General features: G+C 32.2%; 26 protein-coding genes. 6 read left to right on the top strand and 20 right to left on the bottom strand.

What is annotated here, in order from left to right; all coding sequences use genetic code 11:
• The first annotated feature begins 11 nt into the window (after nucleotides 1-11).
• The gene (locus tag GSH73_RS04485; RefSeq protein ID WP_014759194.1) at nucleotides 12-524 is read left to right on the top strand and encodes a hypothetical protein; all 513 of its coding nucleotides are present in this window, start codon (nucleotides 12-14) and stop codon (nucleotides 522-524) included.
• An 87-nt stretch (nucleotides 525-611) separates the two neighbouring features.
• On the opposite strand, the gene GSH73_RS04480 is transcribed toward GSH73_RS04485, so the two are convergent.
• The 5 genes from GSH73_RS04480 to GSH73_RS04460 form a co-directional block, all read right to left on the bottom strand.
• Complete coding sequence (locus GSH73_RS04480; protein WP_014759195.1) at nucleotides 612-1,430, bottom strand: MBL fold metallo-hydrolase; 819 nt, start codon at nucleotides 1,428-1,430, stop codon at nucleotides 612-614.
• A 62-nt stretch (nucleotides 1,431-1,492) separates the two neighbouring features.
• Complete coding sequence (locus tag GSH73_RS04475) at nucleotides 1,493-1,849, bottom strand: NifB/NifX family molybdenum-iron cluster-binding protein (protein ID WP_014759196.1); 357 nt, start codon at nucleotides 1,847-1,849, stop codon at nucleotides 1,493-1,495.
• A complete protein-coding gene (locus tag GSH73_RS04470) occupies nucleotides 1,850-2,719 on the bottom strand; it encodes an ATP-binding protein (protein WP_014759197.1) in 870 nt (289 codons plus the stop codon). It lies immediately after the preceding gene.
• Nucleotides 2,716-3,561: an ATP-binding protein gene (locus tag GSH73_RS04465; protein ID WP_014759198.1), complete on the bottom strand. Its 846-nt coding sequence runs from the start codon at nucleotides 3,559-3,561 to the stop codon at nucleotides 2,716-2,718. Before GSH73_RS04465 ends, GSH73_RS04470 begins: the two co-directional genes overlap by 4 nt.
• A 2-nt stretch (nucleotides 3,562-3,563) precedes the next feature.
• Complete coding sequence (locus tag GSH73_RS04460) at nucleotides 3,564-3,929, bottom strand: NifB/NifX family molybdenum-iron cluster-binding protein (protein ID WP_014759199.1); 366 nt, start codon at nucleotides 3,927-3,929, stop codon at nucleotides 3,564-3,566.
• 146 nt (nucleotides 3,930-4,075) lie between these two features.
• Here GSH73_RS04460 and hydE point away from each other — a divergent pair, with 146 nt between their 5' ends.
• A complete protein-coding gene (gene hydE, locus GSH73_RS04455; protein WP_014759200.1) occupies nucleotides 4,076-5,152 on the top strand; it encodes a [FeFe] hydrogenase H-cluster radical SAM maturase HydE in 1,077 nt (358 codons plus the stop codon).
• Between the two features lie 12 nt (nucleotides 5,153-5,164).
• Here the strand turns inward: hydE and hydG are convergent, their stop codons facing one another.
• The 3 genes from hydG to GSH73_RS04440 form a co-directional block, all read right to left on the bottom strand.
• Nucleotides 5,165-6,565 (bottom strand): [FeFe] hydrogenase H-cluster radical SAM maturase HydG, encoded by a 1,401-nt coding sequence (gene hydG / locus GSH73_RS04450; RefSeq protein WP_014759201.1) that lies wholly within the window; start codon nucleotides 6,563-6,565, stop codon nucleotides 5,165-5,167.
• 102 nt (nucleotides 6,566-6,667) lie between these two features.
• Nucleotides 6,668-7,540 carry a YitT family protein gene (locus GSH73_RS04445; RefSeq protein ID WP_014759202.1) on the bottom strand — a complete coding sequence of 291 codons (873 nt, stop codon included), beginning with the start codon at nucleotides 7,538-7,540 and terminating at the stop codon, nucleotides 6,668-6,670.
• A gap of 265 nt (nucleotides 7,541-7,805) precedes the next feature.
• Nucleotides 7,806-8,093, bottom strand: a complete 288-nt coding sequence (locus tag GSH73_RS04440; protein WP_014759203.1) for a DUF5320 domain-containing protein — start codon at nucleotides 8,091-8,093, stop codon at nucleotides 7,806-7,808.
• Between the two features lie 244 nt (nucleotides 8,094-8,337).
• On the opposite strand from GSH73_RS04440, the gene GSH73_RS04435 reads away from it, so the two are divergent.
• Nucleotides 8,338-9,489 carry an MFS transporter gene (locus tag GSH73_RS04435; RefSeq protein WP_014759204.1) on the top strand — a complete coding sequence of 384 codons (1,152 nt, stop codon included), beginning with the start codon at nucleotides 8,338-8,340 and terminating at the stop codon, nucleotides 9,487-9,489.
• Between the two features lie 66 nt (nucleotides 9,490-9,555).
• On the opposite strand, the gene GSH73_RS04430 is transcribed toward GSH73_RS04435, so the two are convergent.
• The 10 genes from GSH73_RS04430 to GSH73_RS04390 form a co-directional block, all read right to left on the bottom strand.
• On the bottom strand, nucleotides 9,556-10,014 hold the full coding sequence (locus GSH73_RS04430; protein WP_084215000.1) for a Fur family transcriptional regulator: 459 nt from the start codon (nucleotides 10,012-10,014) through the stop codon (nucleotides 9,556-9,558).
• Nucleotides 10,015-10,128: 114 nt separating this feature from the next.
• Entirely contained in the window at nucleotides 10,129-10,290 is a 162-nt protein-coding gene (locus GSH73_RS13410) for a hypothetical protein (protein ID WP_014759206.1), read from the bottom strand.
• 122 nt (nucleotides 10,291-10,412) lie between these two features.
• The gene (locus GSH73_RS04425) at nucleotides 10,413-11,072 is read right to left on the bottom strand and encodes a hypothetical protein (RefSeq protein WP_014759207.1); all 660 of its coding nucleotides are present in this window, start codon (nucleotides 11,070-11,072) and stop codon (nucleotides 10,413-10,415) included.
• Nucleotides 11,073-11,180: 108 nt separating this feature from the next.
• Entirely contained in the window at nucleotides 11,181-12,353 is a 1,173-nt protein-coding gene (locus GSH73_RS04420; protein ID WP_014759208.1) for an ABC transporter permease, read from the bottom strand.
• Nucleotides 12,354-12,368: 15 nt separating this feature from the next.
• Entirely contained in the window at nucleotides 12,369-13,061 is a 693-nt protein-coding gene (locus GSH73_RS04415) for an ABC transporter ATP-binding protein (protein WP_014759209.1), read from the bottom strand.
• A 2-nt stretch (nucleotides 13,062-13,063) separates the two neighbouring features.
• Nucleotides 13,064-14,833, bottom strand: a complete 1,770-nt coding sequence (locus GSH73_RS04410; protein ID WP_014759210.1) for an efflux RND transporter periplasmic adaptor subunit — start codon at nucleotides 14,831-14,833, stop codon at nucleotides 13,064-13,066.
• Between the two features lie 259 nt (nucleotides 14,834-15,092).
• Nucleotides 15,093-16,190: a rod shape-determining protein RodA gene (gene rodA / locus GSH73_RS04405; protein ID WP_014759211.1), complete on the bottom strand. Its 1,098-nt coding sequence runs from the start codon at nucleotides 16,188-16,190 to the stop codon at nucleotides 15,093-15,095.
• Nucleotides 16,191-16,237: 47 nt separating this feature from the next.
• Entirely contained in the window at nucleotides 16,238-17,365 is a 1,128-nt protein-coding gene (locus GSH73_RS04400) for a murein hydrolase activator EnvC family protein (RefSeq protein ID WP_152528720.1), read from the bottom strand.
• A gap of 169 nt (nucleotides 17,366-17,534) precedes the next feature.
• A complete protein-coding gene (locus GSH73_RS13685) occupies nucleotides 17,535-17,663 on the bottom strand; it encodes a hypothetical protein (RefSeq protein ID WP_267889024.1) in 129 nt (42 codons plus the stop codon).
• An 89-nt stretch (nucleotides 17,664-17,752) separates the two neighbouring features.
• The gene (locus GSH73_RS04390) at nucleotides 17,753-19,162 is read right to left on the bottom strand and encodes a PIG-L deacetylase family protein (RefSeq protein ID WP_014759213.1); all 1,410 of its coding nucleotides are present in this window, start codon (nucleotides 19,160-19,162) and stop codon (nucleotides 17,753-17,755) included.
• A 256-nt stretch (nucleotides 19,163-19,418) separates the two neighbouring features.
• Between GSH73_RS04390 and GSH73_RS04385 the strand changes: the two genes are divergently transcribed.
• Nucleotides 19,419-20,558, top strand: a complete 1,140-nt coding sequence (locus GSH73_RS04385) for a YibE/F family protein (RefSeq protein ID WP_038069116.1) — start codon at nucleotides 19,419-19,421, stop codon at nucleotides 20,556-20,558.
• Between the two features lie 195 nt (nucleotides 20,559-20,753).
• Here GSH73_RS04385 and GSH73_RS04380 read toward each other — a convergent pair whose 3' ends face one another.
• Together GSH73_RS04380 and GSH73_RS13850 are read right to left on the bottom strand one after the other, a co-directional pair.
• Nucleotides 20,754-21,365, bottom strand: coding sequence for a hypothetical protein (locus GSH73_RS04380; protein ID WP_267889042.1), 612 nt, complete (start codon nucleotides 21,363-21,365; stop codon nucleotides 20,754-20,756).
• 14 nt (nucleotides 21,366-21,379) lie between these two features.
• Nucleotides 21,380-21,568: a hypothetical protein gene (locus GSH73_RS13850; protein WP_267889025.1), complete on the bottom strand. Its 189-nt coding sequence runs from the start codon at nucleotides 21,566-21,568 to the stop codon at nucleotides 21,380-21,382.
• A gap of 311 nt (nucleotides 21,569-21,879) precedes the next feature.
• On the opposite strand from GSH73_RS13850, the gene GSH73_RS13570 reads away from it, so the two are divergent.
• Both GSH73_RS13570 and ytaF read left to right on the top strand, forming a co-directional pair.
• Nucleotides 21,880-22,413 (top strand): peptidoglycan-binding domain-containing protein, encoded by a 534-nt coding sequence (locus tag GSH73_RS13570; protein WP_014759216.1) that lies wholly within the window; start codon nucleotides 21,880-21,882, stop codon nucleotides 22,411-22,413.
• 393 nt (nucleotides 22,414-22,806) lie between these two features.
• Nucleotides 22,807-23,406, top strand: a complete 600-nt coding sequence (ytaF, locus tag GSH73_RS04370) for a sporulation membrane protein YtaF (protein WP_014759217.1) — start codon at nucleotides 22,807-22,809, stop codon at nucleotides 23,404-23,406.
• The last annotated feature ends 61 nt before the right edge of the window (nucleotides 23,407-23,467 follow it).

The raw sequence follows: 23,467 nt of genomic DNA, 5'->3' as shown, positions 1-23,467 counted from the left end.
GAGATGTTTTTATGAACATCAAAAAATTAGTAGCATCAATAATGGTAGGAGGTTTACTTTTAACAGGCATTGCTGCATATGCAGCGACAGCAAATAACAATTCGCCTCAAGCAAACACATCATATACTGCACCAAGGTATGGCAGAGCTCAAATGGTAGATTTTATGGCTAATCTTTTAGGAAAGTCTACAGATGAAACATTGAAACTTCTAAATTCCGGTAAGACACTGGAACAAATAGCAGTTGAAAATGGCGTAAAATTAGAGGATTTCAAAAATGCCTTATTAAAACAAAAAACCGACTATATAGACCAAATGGTTAAAAATGGTGTAATAACAGAAGAAAGAGCTGCAGAGCTAAAATCATTAATTAAGGAAAGAATAAATGCATGTGATGGCACTGGCAATGGTGGTGCAGGACTTGGAATAGGCTTTGGAAGAAATGGAATGTCAGGTAATGGATACGGCAAAGGACATGGTACAGGCTTCGGTAAAAATATGCATTTTCAATCAGGAAGCAATTAAGTGAATTTCTGATTGATGCTATAAAATTTTCTGATTCATATAATATGGCCGCAAAAAATTCCCCGCGGCCATATTATTTTTATATTTTTACAGAATTATAGACGAACTGGTAGTCAAATAAGATACTCTGTCTCCTAAAATTCGTTTCATAATCCCGTACTCATCTATACCTGTACAGTGACCTGTATAAATATACTGTATATCATAACCTTTCATCATCTCTGAAATATTCACAATATTTTCTTCAGTCATTCCTTTTAAGTGAAATCCTCCAATAAGTGATTTTATTCTATAACCTTTAAATCTACTTTCAGCAGTGTGCAGGATATTCAAAATGCCTAAATGCGAACATCCTGTAATTATATTTATGCAGTCTCCCTCTTTAACAACAACAAATATTTCATCCAAAAAATTATCTTTTATTTTCACATTGTCTTTTTCCACTAAAAAATTTTTAGTCGTAAAATCATTATTATATTTCTCATCAATATTAGTGACTATAAAAAAATCTTTTTCCACTTCTGTGTCTTCATGAATTAGCACAAAATTTTCTTTGTTCTTTTCATATACGGACAAATCAAAACCTATTTCATCAATTGCCCCATTTTTACGTAAAGCATATTTTCTATTAAGTATTTTATGGCTTGCATATATGCGTGCATCTTTATTTTCATCCATTAGATCTTTAAGTCCTCCAATGTGGTCATAATGACCATGTGTTAGTATTACTTTGTTTATGTTCTTTAAATTTATCCCCATCAATCCGGAATTTATAATAAAGTTACCGCTTTGCCCAGTATCAACTAAAACTGCCTTGTCTTCTTTCTTTACAAGCAATGATAAGCCATGTTCAGCTAAGAAACCTTTTTTATAGACTACATTTTCAATTAATACTTGTAACTCCATTTAAGCACCTCTTTCTCATAAAATTAGGACTATCTACAAAACAATAGACAGTCCTTTTACTTTTAGTCTTCACAGTGTCCTTCATGTTCATGTTTTTCACATGCACTATCTGTAGATATCAAAGTTCCATCAATATATCTCTTTACCACATCTTCAACATCGCCAGATGCACCTGTAATGACATCAATGCCGTAAGAATTAAATAAATCTATTGCACTTGAGCCCATTCCACCAGAAATAATACATTCAACGCCTTTGTCTTTCAAAAATTCAGGCAAATACCCTGGTCTATGTCCTGGGTTTTCAATAAAATTAGCACTTATTATCTTATCTTCCTCCACATTAAAAATTGTAAATCCCTCACAATGCCCAAAATGCATTGAAACACTTCTTCCATCTGTAGCAACAGCTATCTTCATTTAAGCATCCATCCTTTCCTCTAAATATTTTTTTACTTTCTCCCACATATTTAAAATCTGTCTGTATGCAGCGCTGTCAGGATACTTACTAATGCTTTGAAAATTTTTCAAAGCTTTAATTACTGTTTCATCAAAATCTATCTTTCCTACAACCTCTACATTGTTTTCCTGACAATATTTCTCTATTCTATTAGAAATATCTTTATTAATATCCCACTTGTTTATGCAAACAAGTGATGTTATTTTAAAACTCTCAATTGCTTCAAGCACTCTTTTCATGTCTTCAAATCCTGAAACAGTTGGCTCAGTAACAATAAGAGCAACATCTGCGCCTGTTGCAGAAGATAAAACAGGACATCCTATTCCAGGTGTGCCATCAATTATAATATAGTCGCAATCACCTTTATTCTCAGTGGCTTTTTTCCTTACCTCTGTAACTAACTTTCCAGAACCATCAGCACCAGGAAATAACTCGGCATATATTATCTTCTCGCCGTTTTTGTTCTCACCTACTATAATTTCTCCTGTATTTTCTTCAATCATCTTAATTGCACCACTGGGGCACTTATAAGAGCAAAGACCGCAACCTTCGCAATAATATGGATTTACCTTATACTCAGAAATAGCATCAAACCTGCACAATTTCTCACATAACCCACATTTTATGCATCTGTCATCATCTATCAATGCTACTTCTTTTCCAAAGAAATTATCGACTTTTTGTATTTCTCCATTAAAAATTATATTTAAGTTAGGAGCTTCTACATCGCAATCTGCCATTACTTTATTTTCTACAATTTCACTTAAGGCCGTTGCAACTGTTGTCTTTCCAGTTCCACCTTTGCCACTTAATATAACCAACTGTTTCATTTTCCAATCAGCTCCATCAATCTCTGTGATAAATTTTCAAATGTATGCCTTATTTCATCATCTTCTTCAATCAACAGATTCCCTTTAGAATACAATTCGGCATACTCTTTTTTAAATGGAATTTTTGCAATCACACTTATATTTTCTTTATTACAATAATCTTCAATAATACTATCTGATTCTCCAGATTTATTTATAATAACGGCAAATGGCAAATGCAACTCTTTTACAAGTTCAACAGCCAGTTTAAGATCGTGTAGTCCATATGGAGTCGGCTCAGTAACTAAAAGGCAATAATCGCTACCTTCTACAGAATGTATGACAGAACAAGATGTCCCAGGAGGACTATCAATGATTACATTTTTATCTGTCTCTTTTATCAAATCTTTAATTTCTTTTATTATAGGAACTCCTGAAGCTTCACCTATATTTAATTTACCATCTATAAAATCTATATCATCTGATCGCCCTACCCTAACAACACCTATCTTCTTCGGTATTTCTTTTATGGCATTATATGGACATATCTCATAACATGCTCCACATGAATGACATAAATGGTCAAAAACAAGTATTTTTTTCGTCAACCTCATTAATGCACCGAATCTACATGCCTTTGTGCATTCACCGCAAAGGGTACACTTATCATAATCTATGCTGGGAATCATCACATTTACATCTTTTACTTTCTCTACTTCCGGTTTTAAAAACAAGTATCCATTAGGTTCTTCTACATCACAGTCAACATAAATGCTTTTTTGAATTTTAGCAAGGTTTGAAGAAACCGTAGTTTTACCAGTTCCACCTTTACCGCTTAAAACTGCTATCTTGTAACCTTTCATTTTTAATGCTCTCCATGATGACCATTATTAGTAGGCAATTCAATTTTCTCTAATGTACCCTTTTTAAATTCTTCTACATTTTTTTCAATAGTGCTATTGATTGATTTATAAACAGCTATTTCAGCCGCCTGAAATACTTCTAATGCATTTGGGCCTACATTACTTGATATAATTGAGTCAACTCCCTCATCTAATAAAAGTTGTGCTGCCTTTGTACCAGCACCACCTGCAGATGATGCTGCAGTATTGTCAATAACCTTGTAATTCATTGATTCAGTATCAACAACGATAAAATACCTTGCTCTACCAAATCTTGAATCCACATTTGAATTTAGATTATCACCTTCTGATGAAATCGCAATCCTCATAAAACAACCCTCCAACATTTTAAACATACGTCATATACAATTATAAATATATAATTATTTTTGTCATATGTCAATAAAAATATTAAAATTTTTATTTTCTATATGATATAATGTTGATTATAAAAAATGAAAGGCTGATTTTTGCAATGAGTAGATTTGATTATCAAATTAATCATGATTACATAAAAGATTTAATTTCATATGCTGAAAATGAGCACACATTAACAAAGGAAGATCTCGTCATCTTACTAAATTCTGAATATACTGATGACATCTGCAAAGCTGCCGACAGAGTAAGAAAAAAATTTGTCGGTGATGTAGTTCATTTACGAGGCTTGATTGAAATAAGCAATTATTGCTGCAGAACTTGCTATTATTGTGGCCTTAGAGTCTACAATAAATCAATAAAAAGATATAGGATGACCGAAAATGAAATTTTGCAATGTGCAAAAGCTACAAAAGATGCTGGATTAAAAACTGTAGTATTACAAGGTGGCGAAGATAAACTTTTTAAAATTAAAGATTTATGCAATATCGTTGAAAAAATCAAGGATCTTGACTTGTCTATTACACTAAGCATTGGCGAATTAACAACAAAAGAATATGCCGATCTAAAAAAAGCTGGCGCAGACAGATACTTGCTTCGAATTGAAACAACAAATAGGGACCTTTACAAAAAATTGCATCCAAATATGAGTTTCGATAATCGCGTTAGGTGTTTAATGGATTTGAGAGAACTGGGTTATGAAGTAGGCACTGGATGCCTAATCGGATTGCCTGGACAAACTTTAGACATGCTGGCTGAAGATATACTTTTTTTTAAAAATATTGATGCGGATATGATTGGAATGGGCCCATTTATACCAACGCCAAATACTCCATTAGAAAATGAAAAAAGCGGCAACGTTGAAATAGTATTAAAAATGTTGGCTTTGACACGCCTTTTACTGCCAGATATTAACATGCCAGCTACTACAGCATTAGGAGTAAAATCAGAAAATGGATATGTACAAGGATTGAGAGCAGGTGCAAATGTTATAATGCCAAATATGGGGCTTAATGAATATAAAAAATTGTACGCTCTATATCCAGGAAAAACTTCTAATGACGGCACTAAAGTGGTTAATGACTTAGAAAATATAAAGAAATTGATCATTTCAGAAAATAGGATAATCGGGCATGATAAAGGGGAACGCAAAAAGACATGGAAAAATCCGGGATAACCCGGATTTTTTTTAGAAGTACAGATCTCTTTCACCATTTTCCAACCGTTTTAATCTTCTTTTAGTCTCTTCTCTTACTTTCTCAGAAGGAATATTTTCTATGTTTGCAGCAATCGTCTCTTCGCCTATGGCTTTTGTCGCTTCATCGCCGTAATCTAAAAGAAATTCCTTAAATGTAAGTATCGCATTTGGCAGACAGAAATTGTGAATCTGCCCTGATTTAGCAAAGCTCATAAACCTATCACCAGTACGGCCCATCCTATAACAAGCTGTACAGTAACTTGGCAGATAATGCTGTTCACATAGTGTTCTCAATATCTCATTTGGTGTCCTATGATCTCCTACCTCAAACTGTGGCTTCGTTTCAGCCTTTTTCGATATTTCCTCGTGATATCCACCTACACCCGTACAAGAACCTGCACTTATCTGAGATATACCTACACTTATGACTTCATCTCTGAATTCAGGAAGTTCTCTCGTAGACAAGATCATACCCGTATACGGCACAGCAAGCCTTATTACAGCTACAAGCTTTTTAAAATCCCTGTCAGACACCAGATATGGGTATTCATCAAGTGTTATATTTAAAGCAGGTCTAAGCCTTGGAACAGATATAGTATGTGGTCCAACGCCAAATTTTTCATCAAGGTGATTTGCGTGATACAAAAGTGCTATTGTCTCGTACTTGTAGTCATAAAGTCCATACAAAACTCCCATGCCTACATCATCAATACCCGCTTCCATGGCTCTATCCATAGCAGTCGTATGATAGTCATAGTCATGTTTAGGACCTGTAGGATGCATGTATTCGTATGTTGGCCTGTGGTAAGTCTCTTGGAACAATATATACGTCCCTATGCCTACATCTTTTAATTTTTTATAATTTTCAACAGTTGTAGCAGCAATGTTTACATTGACTCTCCTTATGCTGCCATTTTTTAATTTTGTATCATAAATTGTCTTAATCACATCTAATACATAGTCAATAGGGCAATTTACAGGATCTTCACCTGCTTCCACAGCCAATCTTTTATGTCCCATTTCTTCCAGTATCTCTATCTCACGTCTTACTTCATCCATAGTAAGTTTTTTGCGCTCTTGCTCATTGGAGTGTTTATAGCCGCAATACCTACAATTATTAACACAATAATTGCTGATGTAAAGTGGTGCAAATATAACTATTCTGTTACCGTAAATTTGCTCTTTAATGTATCTTGCAACTTTGTACATTTCTTCAAGAAGCTCATCATCCTCCAAATTTAGAAGAACTGCCGCTTCTTCAGGCGTAATGCCTTTCAAATTTTTGGCTTTTTCAATGATTCTCAGTGCTTCATCTTTTGATGCACTTTCGCCATATTTTAAAGCTGCTTTTATCTTCTCGTCGTCAATAAAATCTGCAATTTGCCTATCCATATATTAATTTCTCCTTCCCTTGCCCTCAGTAAATCCCTTGGGCTTAGTATTTATAATAAAATTATATACCTATTTTGTTAAATATTCAACAATGAAATTTTATTAAAATAAATCATCCATAAATCCTTTCCCTCTTACTTCAGAAACGTCTAATATTGATATAAATGCATTGCTGTCAATGCTGTAAACTAAATGTTTAAGATATGGAATCTGCGAAAGTGATACAACGCAATACAGTATTCTGCGATTGGTCTTTGTATATGCGCCTTCAGCTTGAATAAACGTAACACCTCTTTTTAAATCGTTCATGATTGCATTGCTAATTTTTTCTTCTTCATTTGTAATTATAAAAAGCATCTTTCGCCTGTTAAAACCATTTATCGTTTTATCAAGCACAAAGGAATTTATTGACATGGAAACAAGTGTGTATAAAGCACTTTTAAGTCCTATAAATAAGGCTCCAGCTAAGACTATAAAAAAATTAATATATAGGTTTGTTCTGCCTATCTCAAAGTTTTCATGTTTTTTCTTCATTAAAACAGATATTATATCAAGTCCACCAGTAGAACCGTGATTAGCAAAAACTATTCCCATGCCTGCACCTGTAAGTACACCACCGTAAAGGCATAACAATATCGGATCGTCAAAATTGATTAATTTGTCTAAAAACTGAGTTAATACCAGAAATAAAGATAGAGATGCTGTACCTAATATCGTATAAAAAGTAAATCGAGAACCGATTTTTTTGTAGCTTAAAATAAGCAATGGTATATTAAGCATGAAAATCGTATATCCAGCAGGAAGTCCTGTCAAATACTGCACAATTAGGGAAATCCCCGATACACCACCACTTAAAAGTTTTGCATGAACAATAAATGTATTAATCCCAATTGAATAAATAAAAGTGCCAAAAAGGATTTCCAGTATGTTTTTTACGCTTAGTCTGCTTCTTAATTTATTGTTGCCAATAAACATTATTGTAATTGCCTCCTACATCCTTATATAAACAATAAATTGTATCAATGAAACATCTTCCAAAATTAAGTTTAAACTATGTCAGTTAATTATGCAATAAATTATTCAAAATAATTTTTTTAAAAATAAAAATTTCATTTATGCTATTCTGATACATTTATATTCATAAAAATTAAAATAATTATGCATGAATTTTTATGTGCACTTTCAAAAAAAATAAAGCCAGTAGCAATGATTGCCACCAGCTTTCCTTAATACTTACTTGTTACTTTTTGTCTTCGTCGTCATCATCTAAATCTTTCAATCTGTCTTCTATATATTTAAGTTGGTCCTTAAGGTATTGGGCTTGTGCATTAAGGTAAGATTTCTCGTCCACAGCACTGCCATATCTTGCCCAAAACGGCGCTTTAGTTGCGTAATACATGTTTCTATATCCTCTGTGAATGCCATGTCCACTCATGTATCCTGGAGCGCCATGACCACAACAAAATCCCATACCTCTTCCTGACATTGGACCATATCCCATTGGACCTGTGCCATCTCCTCTTGGCATATCTATCACTCCTTTAAATTTATTTTGGTCTTATGACCAATTCCTTGATTATATATTACTAGTATTTTTGTCATATGTCAATAATAAAATAAAAATTTTTAATTATTTATCTTTGATATAAAATCCTACAAAATTTATAGTTTAAATAACTTGACATTTTTTATAAATAGTTATAAAATCCTAAATAGTAATTTTTACTTATTTATTATTTTGATTTCTAACTATTGTCTAGGAGGAATTTTGTATGACCATTGTAAAAACAAACAAGACAAAATTATTTATTCTTTCTCTTTCTCACATGGTAAATGATTATTACATGAATTTCATTCAGACACTTATGCCATTTTTAATTGCTGCAGGACTTAGTGCTGGCAAAGCAGGATTTTTAGTATCTGTCTTTACAATAACATCATCATTAATACAACCAATAATAGGATATATCGTTGATGTTAAAAACCAAAAGTGGTTTGTCTATGTTGGGACATTGTTTATGGCTGTCTTACTTAGCCTATTAGGAATAATGAAAAATTACCCATTGCTCTTAATAATCTCTGGAATTGCCGGTATTGGTACTGCTACTTTTCATCCACAAGCATCTGCTATGACAACTAAATTTAGCTCCATTGAAAAAAGAAACACAAATCAAGCTTTTTTCGTGACATTAGGCAACATAGGATGGGCTCTCACTCCACTAACAGTTGTCCCCTTTGTTGAAAAATACGGTTTATCAATAACGCCTATTTTTGTAATTCCAGGTTTGATTGCTTTTATTTTATTGTTCTTATCTCTTAAAAATAATACATCATCTTCAAATGTGAAAAAAGAATATTCACCTTTGCTTATAACCCTACGCACATCATGGAAAGAACTTACTAAAATCATGATTGTCGTTGCATTGCGTTCATTAACATACTATGGCATGTTGTCATACTTAGCTCTTTATTTAAAACATAAAAATGTGTCCGTCCTTTTATCAAGCAAATTGCTTTTCTTTATGCTATTTGCAGGTGCTCTTGGTGGCCTTATCGGAGGAATGTTAGCTGATAAATACGGCAAAAAGTTGATCTTAACCACTTCATTAATACTCTCCAGCTTTTTCTTCCTCATTTTTATTCTGACAACCGGTATTCTAAGTTATATAATGCTTATTATCGCAGGTACAATGCTTTTAGCATCATTCTCAATTACTACCATTCTTGCTCAAAGTTTGCTGAGCAAAAATGCTGCAATGGCTTCTGGCTTAGCACTTGGATTTGGGACAGGAATAGGTGGTCTTGGCGTAGGATTATTTGGAATACTCATTGATTTTAATGGTGTTACATCAGCAATTTTATTAATGGCATTTATACCTATTTTAGCTGGTTTAATAAGCCTAAGTATAAAAACACAAAACTAAAATCACTTTTATCAATAGTAGCTCTTATGTTTTATAAAGATGCTACTATTGATTTTTTTAAAATTTTTATTCTTGTACTTTTTGTTTACATTTTTTACATATACCATATGCATTGATGCTGCCATAATTTATATCAAATCCATATTTATTTTTGACTAAATTTAAAAACTGCATGACTTCATAACCTAAATACTCTTCTACATTGTTGCAATATTTACAAATCAAATGTATGTGAATATTGCCCTTTTGAGGTGTAATAATCTCATAATATTTTACATTATTGATTGTATTGACAGAAATTATATTTTTTTTAACCAACATGTTCAAATTTCTATAAAGAGTCGCTACACCATAATTAGGATCTTCTTTTTTGACAATCTTCAGCAATCTATTAAAATCAAAATGAACATCAGGATTGTCTGTAAATGTCTTTAAAAGTATAAATCTGGTTAATGTGATTTTTACACCAGTCTTTTTTAAAAAATCTATTAAACTTTGTAAAGATACATTTTCCAATTTTATCACCATTTAAATTATAATTAACATATGTTCATTATATATGATATAATTAATTTCTTCATATGTCAATAATTTATAACAAATAACTAAAGGGTACACAACTTTGTGTACCCTTTTACTTTATGTTACGTACTGTACTTTTTTAATACGGCCTTCCTGATCGTACAATTTTACTATGAATTTATTGCCTCTTATTTTAATTTCACAAAAACATTCTCTGCAGAAAAACAAATTGCCTCCGATTTTACCAACATTTTTACTTTTACAATTAGGACACCTCATTTTGATTACCTCTTTTTACAATGATTCTGTATTTTAAAAATGCAGCCTAACCTAACGTTAGGCTGCCAGATTATAGGGAGGTTATATTAATTATGTTATGTCCTCTGTAATCATTATTAATATCATAATGTGTTAGAAACATCTGAATTTACTGTCGTTGTGCTTTTAGAAGTATTTGTTTTACTTCCTTTTAACTCATTAAGTATTTCCTGTTCCTGTGTCGACGTTATTTGATTCTTCTTAACTGCTTCATCAAGCACTTTTTTAAATCTTCCCATAGGACTAAATTTTTCGTGTACTACACCCATGTACTTCTTCAAATAGCGCACAACGAATTGCGGATAGCCATTTCCATCCCATTTATTGACTTTATCTGTAAAATTCTTAATAAGAGTATTAGCTTTGTCTTGTGTAATCTTGCCATTCTTTACTTGATTATTAACGATATTTGTAAAATCATCAATCAGTGTTTGCTTTTTTTGATCTAACGTCATATTATTAAAAGCTTGTATTTTTTGTTCAGCATTATTTATTTTTGTCAGAATACTATTTTCTTGATCTTGGCTTATTTTGCCTTGGCTATACTTTTCTTCAATTTTTGTCTTAAGATTTTCTAAAGTTTGTATCGGGTCAAACTTTTTGTTTGTCTTAACTGTTTGGCTTGTTGAGGCATTTGAATTAGCCTGTGAAGATGATGTTGACGTATCAGCAAAAGCTATTGATGTCAAAAGAACCGTACTTATGACAGCAGTCGCTATGATTTTTTTGCTTTTCCCTGTCATAAAAAATCCTCCTTATGTTTTATTTTAAATTCATTATAGCCCAAAATTTTTAACAAACTGTTAAATAAGTGTATATTTTTTGTTAATGTTTATTTCCATTGCCATTCTTTACTCATACCGCAAAGCTTCAATCGGTTTAAGCCCCGCTGCCTTGTTTGCAGGATACATGCCAAAGAATAAGCCTATTAAGAGGGAAAATGAGAATGATATTAATATCGTGTTTATTGATGGGCTTACCGTCATGTTCATAAAGTGTCCCATCAGATACGATGCTATAAATCCAAAGATTACTCCTACTATCCCTCCTACTCCGCTTATGGTCAGCGATTCTATCATGAACTGCAGCAGTATGTCCCTTTTCTTAGCTCCTAATGCTTTTCTTATGCCTATTTCTCTCGTCCTCTCTGTGACTGATACCAACATTATGTTCATTATGCCTATGCCGCCTACTATTAATGCTATGCCTGCTATTCCGCCCAGCATCATGGACAGTGTGTTGCTGACGCTGTTTACTGTTGATAATAGGTCTGATTGGTTTAATATTCTATATGCGTTTGTGTCACCTTTGAATATTGTGTTTAGCATGTTTTCTACATGGTATTGTGCTATGTTTACGTATTGTTCTGATGATGCGCTTAGGTATATCTGAGTTATTCCTCTGTTTCGCTGGAATACGAACATCGTCTTTATCGGGATGAATATCGAGTCGTCATAGGAGTTTGATATTGATGAGCCTCCTGATGCTAATACTCCTACTACTGTGAAGTTGTTTCCATCCAGTTGTATTGTTTTGCCTAAGGGATCTGTGAATCCAAACAAATCGCTGGCTACGTTACTGCCTATTACTGCTACTTTTTGCCTCATGTCATTGTCTATTGATAGTATGAACCTACCTTCTCTTAATTTTAAATTTCTCAGTGTGGCATAGTTTTCGTTTACTCCGCTTATGTTTTCTTCGTATGATTGGTCACCGTACTTGGCATATGCGTTGGCACTCATTATTGGGGATATTTGCGATATGTACGGTGAGTCTCCTATTGACATGGCTTGGCTGTAGGACAGGGATGTGTCCATACCCCTGCCCATTATTGATACCATTATTAGGTTTGAACCCATGCTTTTTATCTGCGATGTTACTCCTTCTGTGGCTCCTTGTCCTAAGCTTACCAGTCCTATTACTGACATTACGCCTATTACTATTCCAAGCATGGTTAGAAATGATCTTAGTTTGTTGTCTATTATGCTTTTTAAGGACATTTTTATTGCCTGCATCAATGCCATTTTACGCACTTCCTTTTATTCATATATTTTGCCGTCCATTATTTTTACAGTCCTTTTTGCTTGGTTTGCTACGTTTATGTCGTGGGTTATGAGTATTATGGTGTTGCCTCTTTCGTTTAATTCTTTTATTATTTTCATGACTTCTTTGCCGCTTTGGGAGTCTAAGTTTCCTGTTGGTTCGTCTGCCAGTATAAGATGCGGATTGTTGGCTAAGGCTCTTGCTATTGCTACTCTCTGCTGCTGTCCTCCTGATAGTTCTGTAGGTTTATGGTGTATTCTTTTTTCCAGACCTACCATGGTAAGGAGCTCTACTGCTCTATTGTACCTTTCTTTTGCCGGTATGCCTTTGTATATCATTGGAAGTTCTACATTTTCTAATGCTGTAAGTTTTTGAAGCAGGTTGAAGCTTTGGAATATGAATCCTATTTCGCTGGATCTTAGTTCAGCCAGTTTGTTTTCATTTAGCTTGCTTGTGTCGTTTCCGTTTAGATAGTATTCTCCTTCTGTCATTACGTCTAAACACCCTATTATATTCATCAGTGTGGATTTCCCTGAGCCTGATGGTCCTACTATTGATACAAATTCTCCTTCGTCGACGGTTAAGTTTATGTTGTCCAAAGCTCTTACTTCGTTGTCTCCCATCTTGTATATCTTTGACAGGTTTCTCATGGTGATCACATTTTTATTTAATTTGCCGTTATTCTCCATAGCTAATTTCTACTCCTATTCCCACCAGATTGTTGTCTAACTATAAAACCAGCTCCTCCTGCTCCACCGCCGAAGCTTCTACTGCCAAAATTACCGCCGCCGCCAAATCCGCCAAAACCAGTACGATTGCTATTGCCATTTGATGAAGTTGCTGCAGCACCAAATATCAATACTTTATCGCCTTCGTTTAATCCACTTACTATCTCTATATATTTGTCATTGTAAAGGCCTGTTTGGACTTGCCTTATATTCCTTCTTCTACCGCCATTATTAGAATTATTCTCATCGTACAATATGACGTATTTGTTATTCCCATTAGTTTGAACTGCTTCAATTGGCAATAGAAGCGCATTATCCTTCTCTGCCACTATTATCGAAGCATTCATTGTTTGTCCTAACTTCAACTTGTCTGTAAAAGGCAGTGATACTGTTACATCATAAGAAGCCACATTGTTTTGTATTGTTGGAATAGACGATATTTCCGTAACCGTTCCATCAAAAGTCTCTCCAGGTAAATCGTCTGTCGTCAATGTGACTTTTTGTCCAACTTTAATCTTACTAATATCAGTTTCGTCTATAGGCACATCTACCGAATAATTGCTATTATTAATGATTACGGCTGTCTCCGCTTGACTTGTCAATGATGACAAGCTGCTTACAGCAACATTGCCACTACTGTTGGAGTTGGCACCGCTGTTTGTATTTGAACTTGTGTTACTACTTGCAGATGCACTATAAGAACTTGAACCAAGTTCATCGCCTTCATTTATATTTTGTGAAATGATGACACCATCAATCGGTGCATATATGCTTAAATTATTTAGCTGACTCTGCAGATTATTGTAATTGTTTTGAGCCTGCTGCAGATTCAATTGATCTCTTTTTATCGCCGTATCATCTACATTAGTTGTCAACGTTGCTAATATTGTACCAGCATTGACTTTCTGCCCCTGTTTTACATTGACACTTGCTACAGTTCCTTGTATTTGTGACGAAACTATATTAGTTGTTTTGACGTTTAGTGTCCCGTCTTGAATTGCTCTTTCATCACCAGCACTTGTATGTACTGTCACTTGCACCTTAGTTCCATCAGTCAATGCACCTGGATTTGGTAATGTTACCGTTACATAGTAATACGGCGCACCATTGACAGGTATTGCTTGCGTTGAAACATCTGTCACAGTACCTGTTACTGTAGCAAAAGAATCGTATAAATATATATCCGCAGTCTGACCAACTTTTATATCGTTTATTTGTGAACCATTAAACGGCACTCTCACAGTCGCATTGGAATAATCGGCAATTGTAGCTATAGTTGTTCCGGGATTGACGTTTTGTCCTGTTGAAACATTTACACTATCAACGATTCCTGAATATGGCGATACAATATTTTGATTTGATACAGTGTTATTATATGTTTTAGTATCATTATCAAGCTGCTGTTGAGCAAGTTCCACACTTATAAGAGCATTTTGTACCTGCTGATTTAAATTGTCGTCTTCTATTTGATAAAGTAACTCACCAGCTTTTACTTTATCGCCAACTTTGTGATAAACTTTTGCCACTGTTCCATTGCCTTTTAAGGTTATCACCCTTTTATCCACATCAAGATTTCCTGAACCGTCTATATGCATGACTATATTTCCTCTTGTCACTGTGGCGTATGGAGCTCCTGATGTCTTCTGTGCATTTTTCACTTTTGCAAAATAATAAGCTGTACTGCCAGCAACTAAAACTGAAGCAAGAATAATGGCAATGTATTTCTTTTTCATCCTATCCTTCCTTTCCAGTGAAAAATATAAATTAGCACTTAACTATTAATTATACACGTTAGTTTTAAAAAATTGTTTAATAATTTGTTAATTTTTTGTAAGAAAATAATATTAAAAAGTAAAATGCAGCCCGAAAAAAATTGGGCTGCTATTATTAATAAGGGAGGTCAAGGAGAGGCTTTAACTTTCAAGTATAATTATATATTTTGTTTATGAAAAAATTATGAACAATGTGTAAAAATTTATTTAAAAAATTTGTTCAAAAGTTAATTTTATTTTTTCTCATGCCAATATTTATCAGCAAACCTATTGACATCATATTGACAATCAGCGAAGTTCCTCCATAACTAACAAATGGTAAAGGTATCCCTGCTATCGGCATTATACCTACTGCCATCCCAATGTTCTCAAAGACATGAAATGCAAACATTGACAGTATTCCAATCGAAATTAGTCTTCCAAACTTATCCTTAGCATTATATGCGATTTTCCAAGCTCTATATAGTAACAAACTATATAGTAAAATCAAAGTTGCTGAACCAATAAATCCTAATTCTTCGCTTAACGCTGAAAAAATAAAATCTGTCTGTGACTCTGGTAAAAAAAACAATTGTGTCTCTGTTCCATGGAATAATCCCTCGCCCCAAAACATACCTGATCCAACAGATATAATCGACTGTATAACATGATATCCAGCACCTAAAGGATCAAGGTTGGGATTTATAAATGACAAAAGCCTTTTCCTCTGATATGGTTTTAATAGCTTGTACACTATTGGCATAATTGCTATACTAGAACCAATTAATTCTGAAAAAACTCTGAACTTTATTCCAGATATAAAAATCATACCAATAAAAATCATAATAAATACCAGTGCCGATCCAAGACTATGTTGCAATATAACAATAATGGAAGGTATAATCACCAAAATAAGCGGATAAATTAATTCTTTAAAATTTGTAATCTCATCTTTATCTTTTAAATAACTAGCCAACGTAATTATTAAAAAAACTTTTGATATTTCGACAGGTTCCAAAGATATTGGACCAAATACAATCCACGTCTTAGCACCATTGATCTCTTTGCCTATCAAAAAAACAGAAACTAATAATAAAATGTTTAAGATATAAAGCTGTAAAGAATAATTCGATAATAAGTTGTAGTCAAAAAGTGTAATTACCGAAAGAGCGATAACACCTATTACTATTGAAACCGACTGGGTTATAGTCTGTTTTAAAGAGCCTGTTGCCGCAACATGAGATGCGCTTGTAATTACAATTACTCCTATAATTGATATTATAATAGCTAATGTAAATAAAACAAAATCAAAATTTTTTATAAGTTTTCTATCAAGCATGATAAATCTCCTCAGTTACCTAAAACATTTATTTTTTAATTAGTATTTCATTTTAAGTATAACAATGGATTAACTGGAATACCATTAACGTAAACACCAAAATGACAATGAGGACCAGTAGCCCATCCTGTATGCCCGGAATATGCAATAATCTCTCCCTTTGATACTCGTTGACCAACGACAACAAGTAATTTTTCATTGTGCGCATAAAGTGTAGATATTCCATTTCCATTATTAATTATTACTACATTGCCATACCCCTCCATCAAACCTGAATAACTGACAATTCCGTCTGCAGCAGCGCGAATTGGTGTTCCATCAGGAACTCCAATATCTATTCCTGGATGAAAATCATTTGGCTGCCCGGTATATGGATTTATACCTCTATAACCAAATGGAGAAGTTATTGGACCGATACAAGGCCAAGCTAACTTAGCATTTGAATTTGAATTTATTTTTGCATCTAAAGATTTTTCCTGCTCACTTCTTATTATATTCTCTATTTGTTGTGATTCTCTTTCAAGTTCTTTTTCTTGTTCTTGTATATATTGACTTCGCTTATCCAAACTTCTCATTATTCCCTCTCTAGATACTAATGCATACTGTAAATCTCTATTTCTATCTTGCAAAAAATTTTCTTGTTTTTTTATTGTTTGCTGTAAAGAAAACATCTGATTTTCTTTCTGTTTAATTAGTAAAGTTTGTTTATGGTAATCAACAAGCAAATTATTATCAAAACTTAGAAGACTTTTTATCAATTCTAATCTGTTCAAAAAATCATCTATACTTTTCGAATTAAACAATATATCTAAATAACCTACCTGTCCACATGTATAAATTGCATGCACTTGTTCTTTTAATAACTCTCTTTGTTTGTTTTCAGTCTCTTTTGCATTATTAAGCTCTGCTTGTATAGAATTTAATTTTAAATTTAAATCATAAAGACTTAATTCTGTGCTGTTTAATTGTTTTTGAGTATCATTAATTTTTTTATTTAAATCTTGTAATTCGTTTGAAACTCCCTTTTTTTGACTGTTTATTTGAGATTGTTCTGTTTTATACTCATTCAAAGACTTTTGAATATTATTTAGTTGACTTTGCTGATCAGCCATAGGAAATGTGACAATCTGCATCACTTCTATTATAATTAATAAGAATACAATCTTCCTAAACAACAAATTACTTCTCCTCCAAAAAATGTTAATTTACAAATAACCATAAAAGTATCTTTTTTAGTATAGTGTTTTAATCTTTAATTCTGCATATTTTGACATTATTTATATTTATTCTACATTTTCGCTTAAATTCCTTCTTTTCTGAGAGAAAGAAATAATACGCGTAAGTTTAATTACCAAGATAACCATCATCAAATGTAATAAATGTAGACTTCTTTGGAAGCATTTTGCCGTACTTCATAAAATTATAAAGATCTTCCACAGTGATAGTTTCATACCCATGGCTTTTAAAGTACATAATCTGCTTTTCAAAGTTTTTATGTATAACTATGATTTAATAAGTATTAGATTACTTATTAAATCATAGTTTAATGGTATACGCTTTTGCTAAAATTTGTACAAATTCCAAGGAATCTTATCGATTAGTCTTCCTTTGTATATTGAGTCAGAACCCATGAATATATAGCGCAAGTCCTGTTTTTGTGGAATATTCAATTTTATCCACAATATATTTTTGTCTATTATTGGTCTTGATGCTATAGATTTAAGAAGCGAATTATTGGCTTTTTTGTACTGATAGAGCTTGTCATTTACCAATCCTAAATCGATCCTCTTTATGCTGTTATTGTAAAACAGCCTCATTTCGATGTTGTATCGTACATTTTTAGATATAGGTGACAGTGTTTGAACACCTATATACAAGTGGTTGTCGTAGTAGAATGAAGCAAGCTTTGTAAGATCAGCGCTTTTATAGATTTCCTGATCGAGAATTCCACCTGCTGGTATGCTTAAAAGCGAGAAAGGCATGTTTTTGTCGTATAAATTAGGTTTCGTTTCAACTTCTGGAATCGTAATGACAGGCTTTGTCCCGAAAAGCTCATTTTTCCTTACAAACGCCAATAAAAATGGCTCCATCACTTTTATCTGCGATGTATACTGCTTAATGGCTTCTTCCTTTTTAGCTTCTTCTTGCTTTGAAAGAGGAATACTTTGCCATACAGTGTTGCTGTCTTTCATGTCTGTTGGCGGTAAAAGAGAATCATTTGGCATCAATAACCATGGTACAGGCCATTGTGGATGGTGAACTAAAAACATGTGCTCTTTTACGTTTAGATTAAGTGCTGTTATTGCATACCTTGTAAAGTTGCTTACAGCCCAGTGATCGGGATGTACGTCATCTGCTAAAGGATAGTAAATATCTGTAGGCTTAAATGACTTCATGATATCTTGCAGCTCATTTTCTAAATTTTCACCTGTATATGCAACACCAGGTTTGTACGCATCTTTATATGGAGAGTATGCTACATTTGTTCCACCGCTAATCCTGGGTTTTCCATTATCCCAAAAATCGCTCCATAAAAATCTTGTGCTGCCATCAGCAAAACCTAAAAATATTACGTCATTCTTTGGAAGCCCTAATACAGACATTGCGGCTAAACTTTCACTGTGCCTTTGAAGTCCAAGTTTATAAAAGTCTGCTGGTGTAGGATTGATATGGCCTGTAAAGACTTGAGCAGCTTTTTTGTAGCTTTCGCCATCTGTTACAATCACCACTTTTATGGGGCGTTTCAATTCAATAGCTTTTTGTATGACACCTGCCATTCCCAATGATTCATCATCAGGGTGTGGTACGACTACAAGTATTCTTTGTCCCGGATCGTCGTTATTTGGAACAGGCTTTTTCTCTGTGAGATTTGCAAAAGTAGTTTTTAAATTCATTATAGATGCTATAATAATGACACTGATTAGCCCAAAAGTTATAAATATATACTTCCATTTGAATAGTTTCTTGTTCAACTTTAATTCCCCCTCGTATTTGTGTCATAATTGTGGCACATTTATAATAAAATATTATCATGAATATATGTACAAATTGTTAATAAGATGTAAACAAATTATAAAAATCATTATGATTTCCAAGCATAAATTGTTATTTTTGTAAAACAGAATATTACAGGAGAACCATGAATTAAGAAATAACTTAGTTATCAAAAGTAGTTTTATAATATACATTTGGAAAATTTAAAGCAAAGGGTGAGTAAAATTGCTTAATATGATAAAAAATTTTGCTAATCTAATGATGACCGTAATTTTCTATATAATTATTGTAACCACCATATTATTTATTGCATTTGTAATATTAAAGGTTTCTTCAGATAATAGAAATAATTCCAATATTAATACTGGAGAAATATATGGAAAAATTATAAAAATAAGTTCTAAGGTTGAAAATAATAATTCTCAATATTGTAATGTGGATATAGAACTTTTATCAGGAAAATACAAAGGCAAAATAATAACAGCTCCTAACCTTGTTGCGGGATTCACCAGCACTTCACAATACAATAATCAGGAGTATGCAAAAGTTGGAGACGAGGTTATTGTATATTTAAATCTGGATTCTAACGGAAACATAAAAAGTGCATACATTTATGAAATTGTAAGAGATAAATATTTATTCAAGCTAACTTTAGTTTTTATAATTTTGTTAATTCTTTTAGGCGGTATAAAAGGATTAAAATCAATCATTACATTATTTATAACTGGATATACAATAATTAAAATTCTCATACCTTTAATACTAGATGGTTACAATTCAATTATAGTAACTTCTATGATATGTATTATCTTAGTAATAATAAACTTACTCATAATAAATGGATATAACAAAAAAACACTATCTGCTATTATTGGCACTTCAAGCGGCGTATTTATCGCTGGGGCAATAGTTATCTTTTTGAATTCTATAATAAGAGTTAATGGCTTTACAGATGAAGAGATACAATCAATGATTAATATAACTCAAAACAGCAACATTAATTTAACAGGAATTTATTATGCAAGTGTTATTATGGGTGCTTTGGGTGCGGTAATGGATGTAAGCATGTCAATAGCTTCAGCTATATTTGAAATAAAAGAAGTAAGACATAAAATAACTGCACTGGAATTGATAAAATCTGGTTTAAATGTAGGAAAAGATATAATGGGAACCATGGCTAATACTCTAATTCTTGCGTATGTGGGAGGCTCAATGTATATAATAATTATGATTATGCCATATATAAATTCAATTTCAACAGTTATCAACCAAGATATTATTGCAGCAGAAATATTAAAAACATTAGCTGGAAGCATAGGATTAATGATTGCTATCCCTATTACAGTGCTCGCATCGACATTTTTAATCTTATAATAGCAAACATCAAAAGCTACTTTAAACTATAAAAGTAAAGTACACTGCCAGTAAATTAGCAAATTTCATTTTTTTACTCTATAAACACACATTGAAAAGTATTCAAGCTACTGCTGCCATAAAAAATTGCTTGCACAAAAAACAAGTTTAAAAGAACTAAAAGCTATCCTAAAAAAGGATAGCTAATAAAATTTATCAATTATTTAATGTACTCTTTACCCTCATTCGGATCGCTTTAGCAGCATTAACCATATTAATAAGGCTCAATTTTGCTTCTTCGTTTTCTCTTGTTTTTAAACCACAATCCGGGTTTATCCATAGTTTATTTATATCCAATTTTTTAATCATAATTTCAATCAATTCTTCCAGCTCTTTTTGCGATGGAACTCGCGGTGAATGAATATCATATATCCCTGGCCCCACCTCTGGTTTAAAATTAATTTCCTTAAATAAGTCTAATATTGAAAAATCTGAACGTGCCGCCTCAATAGAAATCACATCTATATCCATAGATTCAATTTCTTTTATAATATCTGAAAACTCACTATAACACATATGTGTGTGAATTTGAGTTTCAGTTTTTACTTTTGCATGAGTTAAACGAAATGCACGAATCGCCCAATTTAAATAGTCGTTCCACTCTTTTTTTCTTATAGGCAATTTCTCTCTTAAAGCTGCTTCATCAATTTGTATAATACTAATTCCCGCCGCTTCTAAATCTAATACCTCATCTCTGATAGATAAGGCAATTTGATATGCTATTTCTTTTAATTCTAAATCCTCTCTTGGAAATGACCAATTTAAAATAGTAATTGGTCCAGTTAAAATTCCCTTTCAATTTTATCAGTTTGTTTTTGAGCAAACTGAATCCATTTGACTGTCATGGGCTCCTTTCGCTTTACATCTCCAAATATTATTAGAGGTTTTACACACCTTGTTCCATATGATTGTACCCACCCATTTTGGGTAAACAAAAATCCTTCCAATAATTGTCCGAAATATTCAACCATGTCAGATAGCATTAAATATTTTTAGGTTTTTTTGAAAAAAGACCTCACTATCATTCTAAGGATGAGCATTGATAGCTAAACAACAAAAGTTTTTTAGTATTGAAATTTCTTAACTTCTCAATAGCATAAAATCATTACTCCTCATAATAATGATTTTATTTAAACTTTTCATATAGTTTAATTTATTGATGAAATTACCTTAAATAAATATTTATTACATTTAAGTTATTTAATATCAATAATGTATATTTTAATATTTATATTCACAAACTATTATAGAAAAATTAAAAAGTTTTTAGGAGGTTTCTATAATGAAATTATTAAAAAAATCAACTTTATTCATTACTTTAGTACTAAGTATTATCATACTTTTCAGTATTTCATCTTTTGCACAAAATTATCAAAGTAATAATATAAAAGACAGTAAATATATTGCCTATGCTTATAATGATAAAGGTGCTGTTGAAGAAAAGAAAGTGGTATCGACTATCCAGGAAGGTAACAACTGGATTAAATCTAAAGGTATAAGAGGAATAATTTGTTTAAAAAATAACTCGAAAACCGTAGCAGGAATTGAATTAGAAGGAATTGCTATAGATTTTACATCAAATCAAAAATATGTTATTAATATGAAATATTACAAAAACAAGTACGATAAAAAAGTCTTAGCACTTCAGAAAATATTGAACTATTTAGGTTTTAAACTAAAAGAAGATGGATACTACGGCGAAAATACATATTATGCTGTTAAGAAATTTCAAGCCAAAGAACATTTAACAGTTGATGGTATTGTCGGAAAAAATACATTAGAATGTTTGGCATGTGCAGCAAAAATTAAATCATAATCACCAATAAAATAAGTGATTTACTGAAACTATAAGCCTCTATTACTATCCAGCGTCTAAAGGCGCTGGTTTTCATTTTGTTTAAATACTCTATGTATGCCTTTTACTCCTTTTGAAATAATTTTATTTTTTATCAGATATATCTTCTGAGTCTAAGATTTAAAAACCAATTTATTAGCACTAAAAGATATCTTCTAAATAAAAGCAAATAGGTCATAGTCAAATGTTCTCATTGCAAATCTCACCATAGAATCATATAGTAATGCATACAAAATCTACTGCTTTATCTATCATTGGCCCAATTCTAAAGTTCCTGTTTCCATCTGCTTCAGGTAACATAATTTTCAAATGAAGAATATAATATAAAGACATATTAAAATAGGGGGTTTTACTATGCATGTTATATCAAGTTTATTATTTTCAATATCAGCAAATATCGATAACTTTACCGTAGCCATAGCATATGGGATTAAAAAAATAAAGATTGGAATATTAAGTAATCTTCTAATTGCTTTAGTATCTGGTATTGGTACATTTTTATCAATGTCTATAGGTTTACTTATAAATAAATTTTTACCTTCAAACATATCAAATATTGTTGGTAGTCTTATACTTATTATGCTAGGATTATGGTTTATTTTAGACTATTATAAGAAACGAAAAACAAATACTTTTGACTTTAAAAATAATTACGAAATCCTGATTAATTCAAAAATAGCAGACAAGGATAATTCAAAATATATAGATATAAAAGAATCTATTATTCTTGCTTTTGCTTTAACAATAAATAATTTAGGTTTGGGAATCGGAGCAAGCATCACAGGGCTTAACATATATTTTACGACATTATTAACAATTATTTTCAGTTTATTATCCATTCTTTTTGGTTATATGCTTGGCAATACTTACTTAGCCAAAACATTTGGCAGTTATGCACCATTAGTTTCAGGTATTTTAATTGTTTTTTTGGGTGTATACGAAATTTTCATTTAAATCGTTAAATTTTTATGCTGTATAAGAAATCTCCCACCTCTAAAAGTTGGGAGATTTCTTT

It is taken from the genome of Thermoanaerobacterium aotearoense (assembly GCF_009905255.1).
GTDB classification, from domain to species: Bacteria; Bacillota; Thermoanaerobacteria; order Thermoanaerobacterales; family Thermoanaerobacteraceae; genus Thermoanaerobacterium; species Thermoanaerobacterium aotearoense.
The sequence above is the reverse complement of the archived record's forward strand: the minus strand, read 5'-3'. Positions and strand labels throughout refer to the sequence as shown.

Coding starts and splice junctions, on each gene's coding strand:
- GSH73_RS04485 (WP_014759194.1), top strand. CDS start 12: ATGAACATCAAAAAATTAGTAGCATCAATAATGGTAGGAGGTTTACTT.
- GSH73_RS04480 (WP_014759195.1), bottom strand. CDS start 1,430: ATGGAGTTACAAGTATTAATTGAAAATGTAGTCTATAAAAAAGGTTTC.
- GSH73_RS04475 (WP_014759196.1), bottom strand. CDS start 1,849: ATGAAGATAGCTGTTGCTACAGATGGAAGAAGTGTTTCAATGCATTTT.
- GSH73_RS04470 (WP_014759197.1), bottom strand. CDS start 2,719: ATGAAACAGTTGGTTATATTAAGTGGCAAAGGTGGAACTGGAAAGACA.
- GSH73_RS04465 (WP_014759198.1), bottom strand. CDS start 3,561: ATGAAAGGTTACAAGATAGCAGTTTTAAGCGGTAAAGGTGGAACTGGT.
- GSH73_RS04460 (WP_014759199.1), bottom strand. CDS start 3,929: ATGAGGATTGCGATTTCATCAGAAGGTGATAATCTAAATTCAAATGTG.
- hydE (WP_014759200.1), top strand. CDS start 4,076: ATGAGTAGATTTGATTATCAAATTAATCATGATTACATAAAAGATTTA.
- hydG (WP_014759201.1), bottom strand. CDS start 6,565: ATGGATAGGCAAATTGCAGATTTTATTGACGACGAGAAGATAAAAGCA.
- GSH73_RS04445 (WP_014759202.1), bottom strand. CDS start 7,540: ATGTTTATTGGCAACAATAAATTAAGAAGCAGACTAAGCGTAAAAAAC.
- GSH73_RS04440 (WP_014759203.1), bottom strand. CDS start 8,093: ATGCCAAGAGGAGATGGCACAGGTCCAATGGGATATGGTCCAATGTCA.
- GSH73_RS04435 (WP_014759204.1), top strand. CDS start 8,338: ATGACCATTGTAAAAACAAACAAGACAAAATTATTTATTCTTTCTCTT.
- GSH73_RS13410 (WP_014759206.1), bottom strand. CDS start 10,290: ATGAGGTGTCCTAATTGTAAAAGTAAAAATGTTGGTAAAATCGGAGGC.
- GSH73_RS04425 (WP_014759207.1), bottom strand. CDS start 11,072: ATGACAGGGAAAAGCAAAAAAATCATAGCGACTGCTGTCATAAGTACG.
- GSH73_RS04420 (WP_014759208.1), bottom strand. CDS start 12,353: ATGGCATTGATGCAGGCAATAAAAATGTCCTTAAAAAGCATAATAGAC.
- GSH73_RS04415 (WP_014759209.1), bottom strand. CDS start 13,061: ATGGAGAATAACGGCAAATTAAATAAAAATGTGATCACCATGAGAAAC.
- GSH73_RS04410 (WP_014759210.1), bottom strand. CDS start 14,833: ATGAAAAAGAAATACATTGCCATTATTCTTGCTTCAGTTTTAGTTGCT.
- rodA (WP_014759211.1), bottom strand. CDS start 16,190: ATGCTTGATAGAAAACTTATAAAAAATTTTGATTTTGTTTTATTTACA.
- GSH73_RS13685 (WP_267889024.1), bottom strand. CDS start 17,663: ATGTACTTTAAAAGCCATGGGTATGAAACTATCACTGTGGAAGATCTT.
- GSH73_RS04385 (WP_038069116.1), top strand. CDS start 19,419: ATGATAAAAAATTTTGCTAATCTAATGATGACCGTAATTTTCTATATA.
- GSH73_RS13850 (WP_267889025.1), bottom strand. CDS start 21,568: ATGGTTGAATATTTCGGACAATTATTGGAAGGATTTTTGTTTACCCAA.
- GSH73_RS13570 (WP_014759216.1), top strand. CDS start 21,880: ATGAAATTATTAAAAAAATCAACTTTATTCATTACTTTAGTACTAAGT.
- ytaF (WP_014759217.1), top strand. CDS start 22,807: ATGCATGTTATATCAAGTTTATTATTTTCAATATCAGCAAATATCGAT.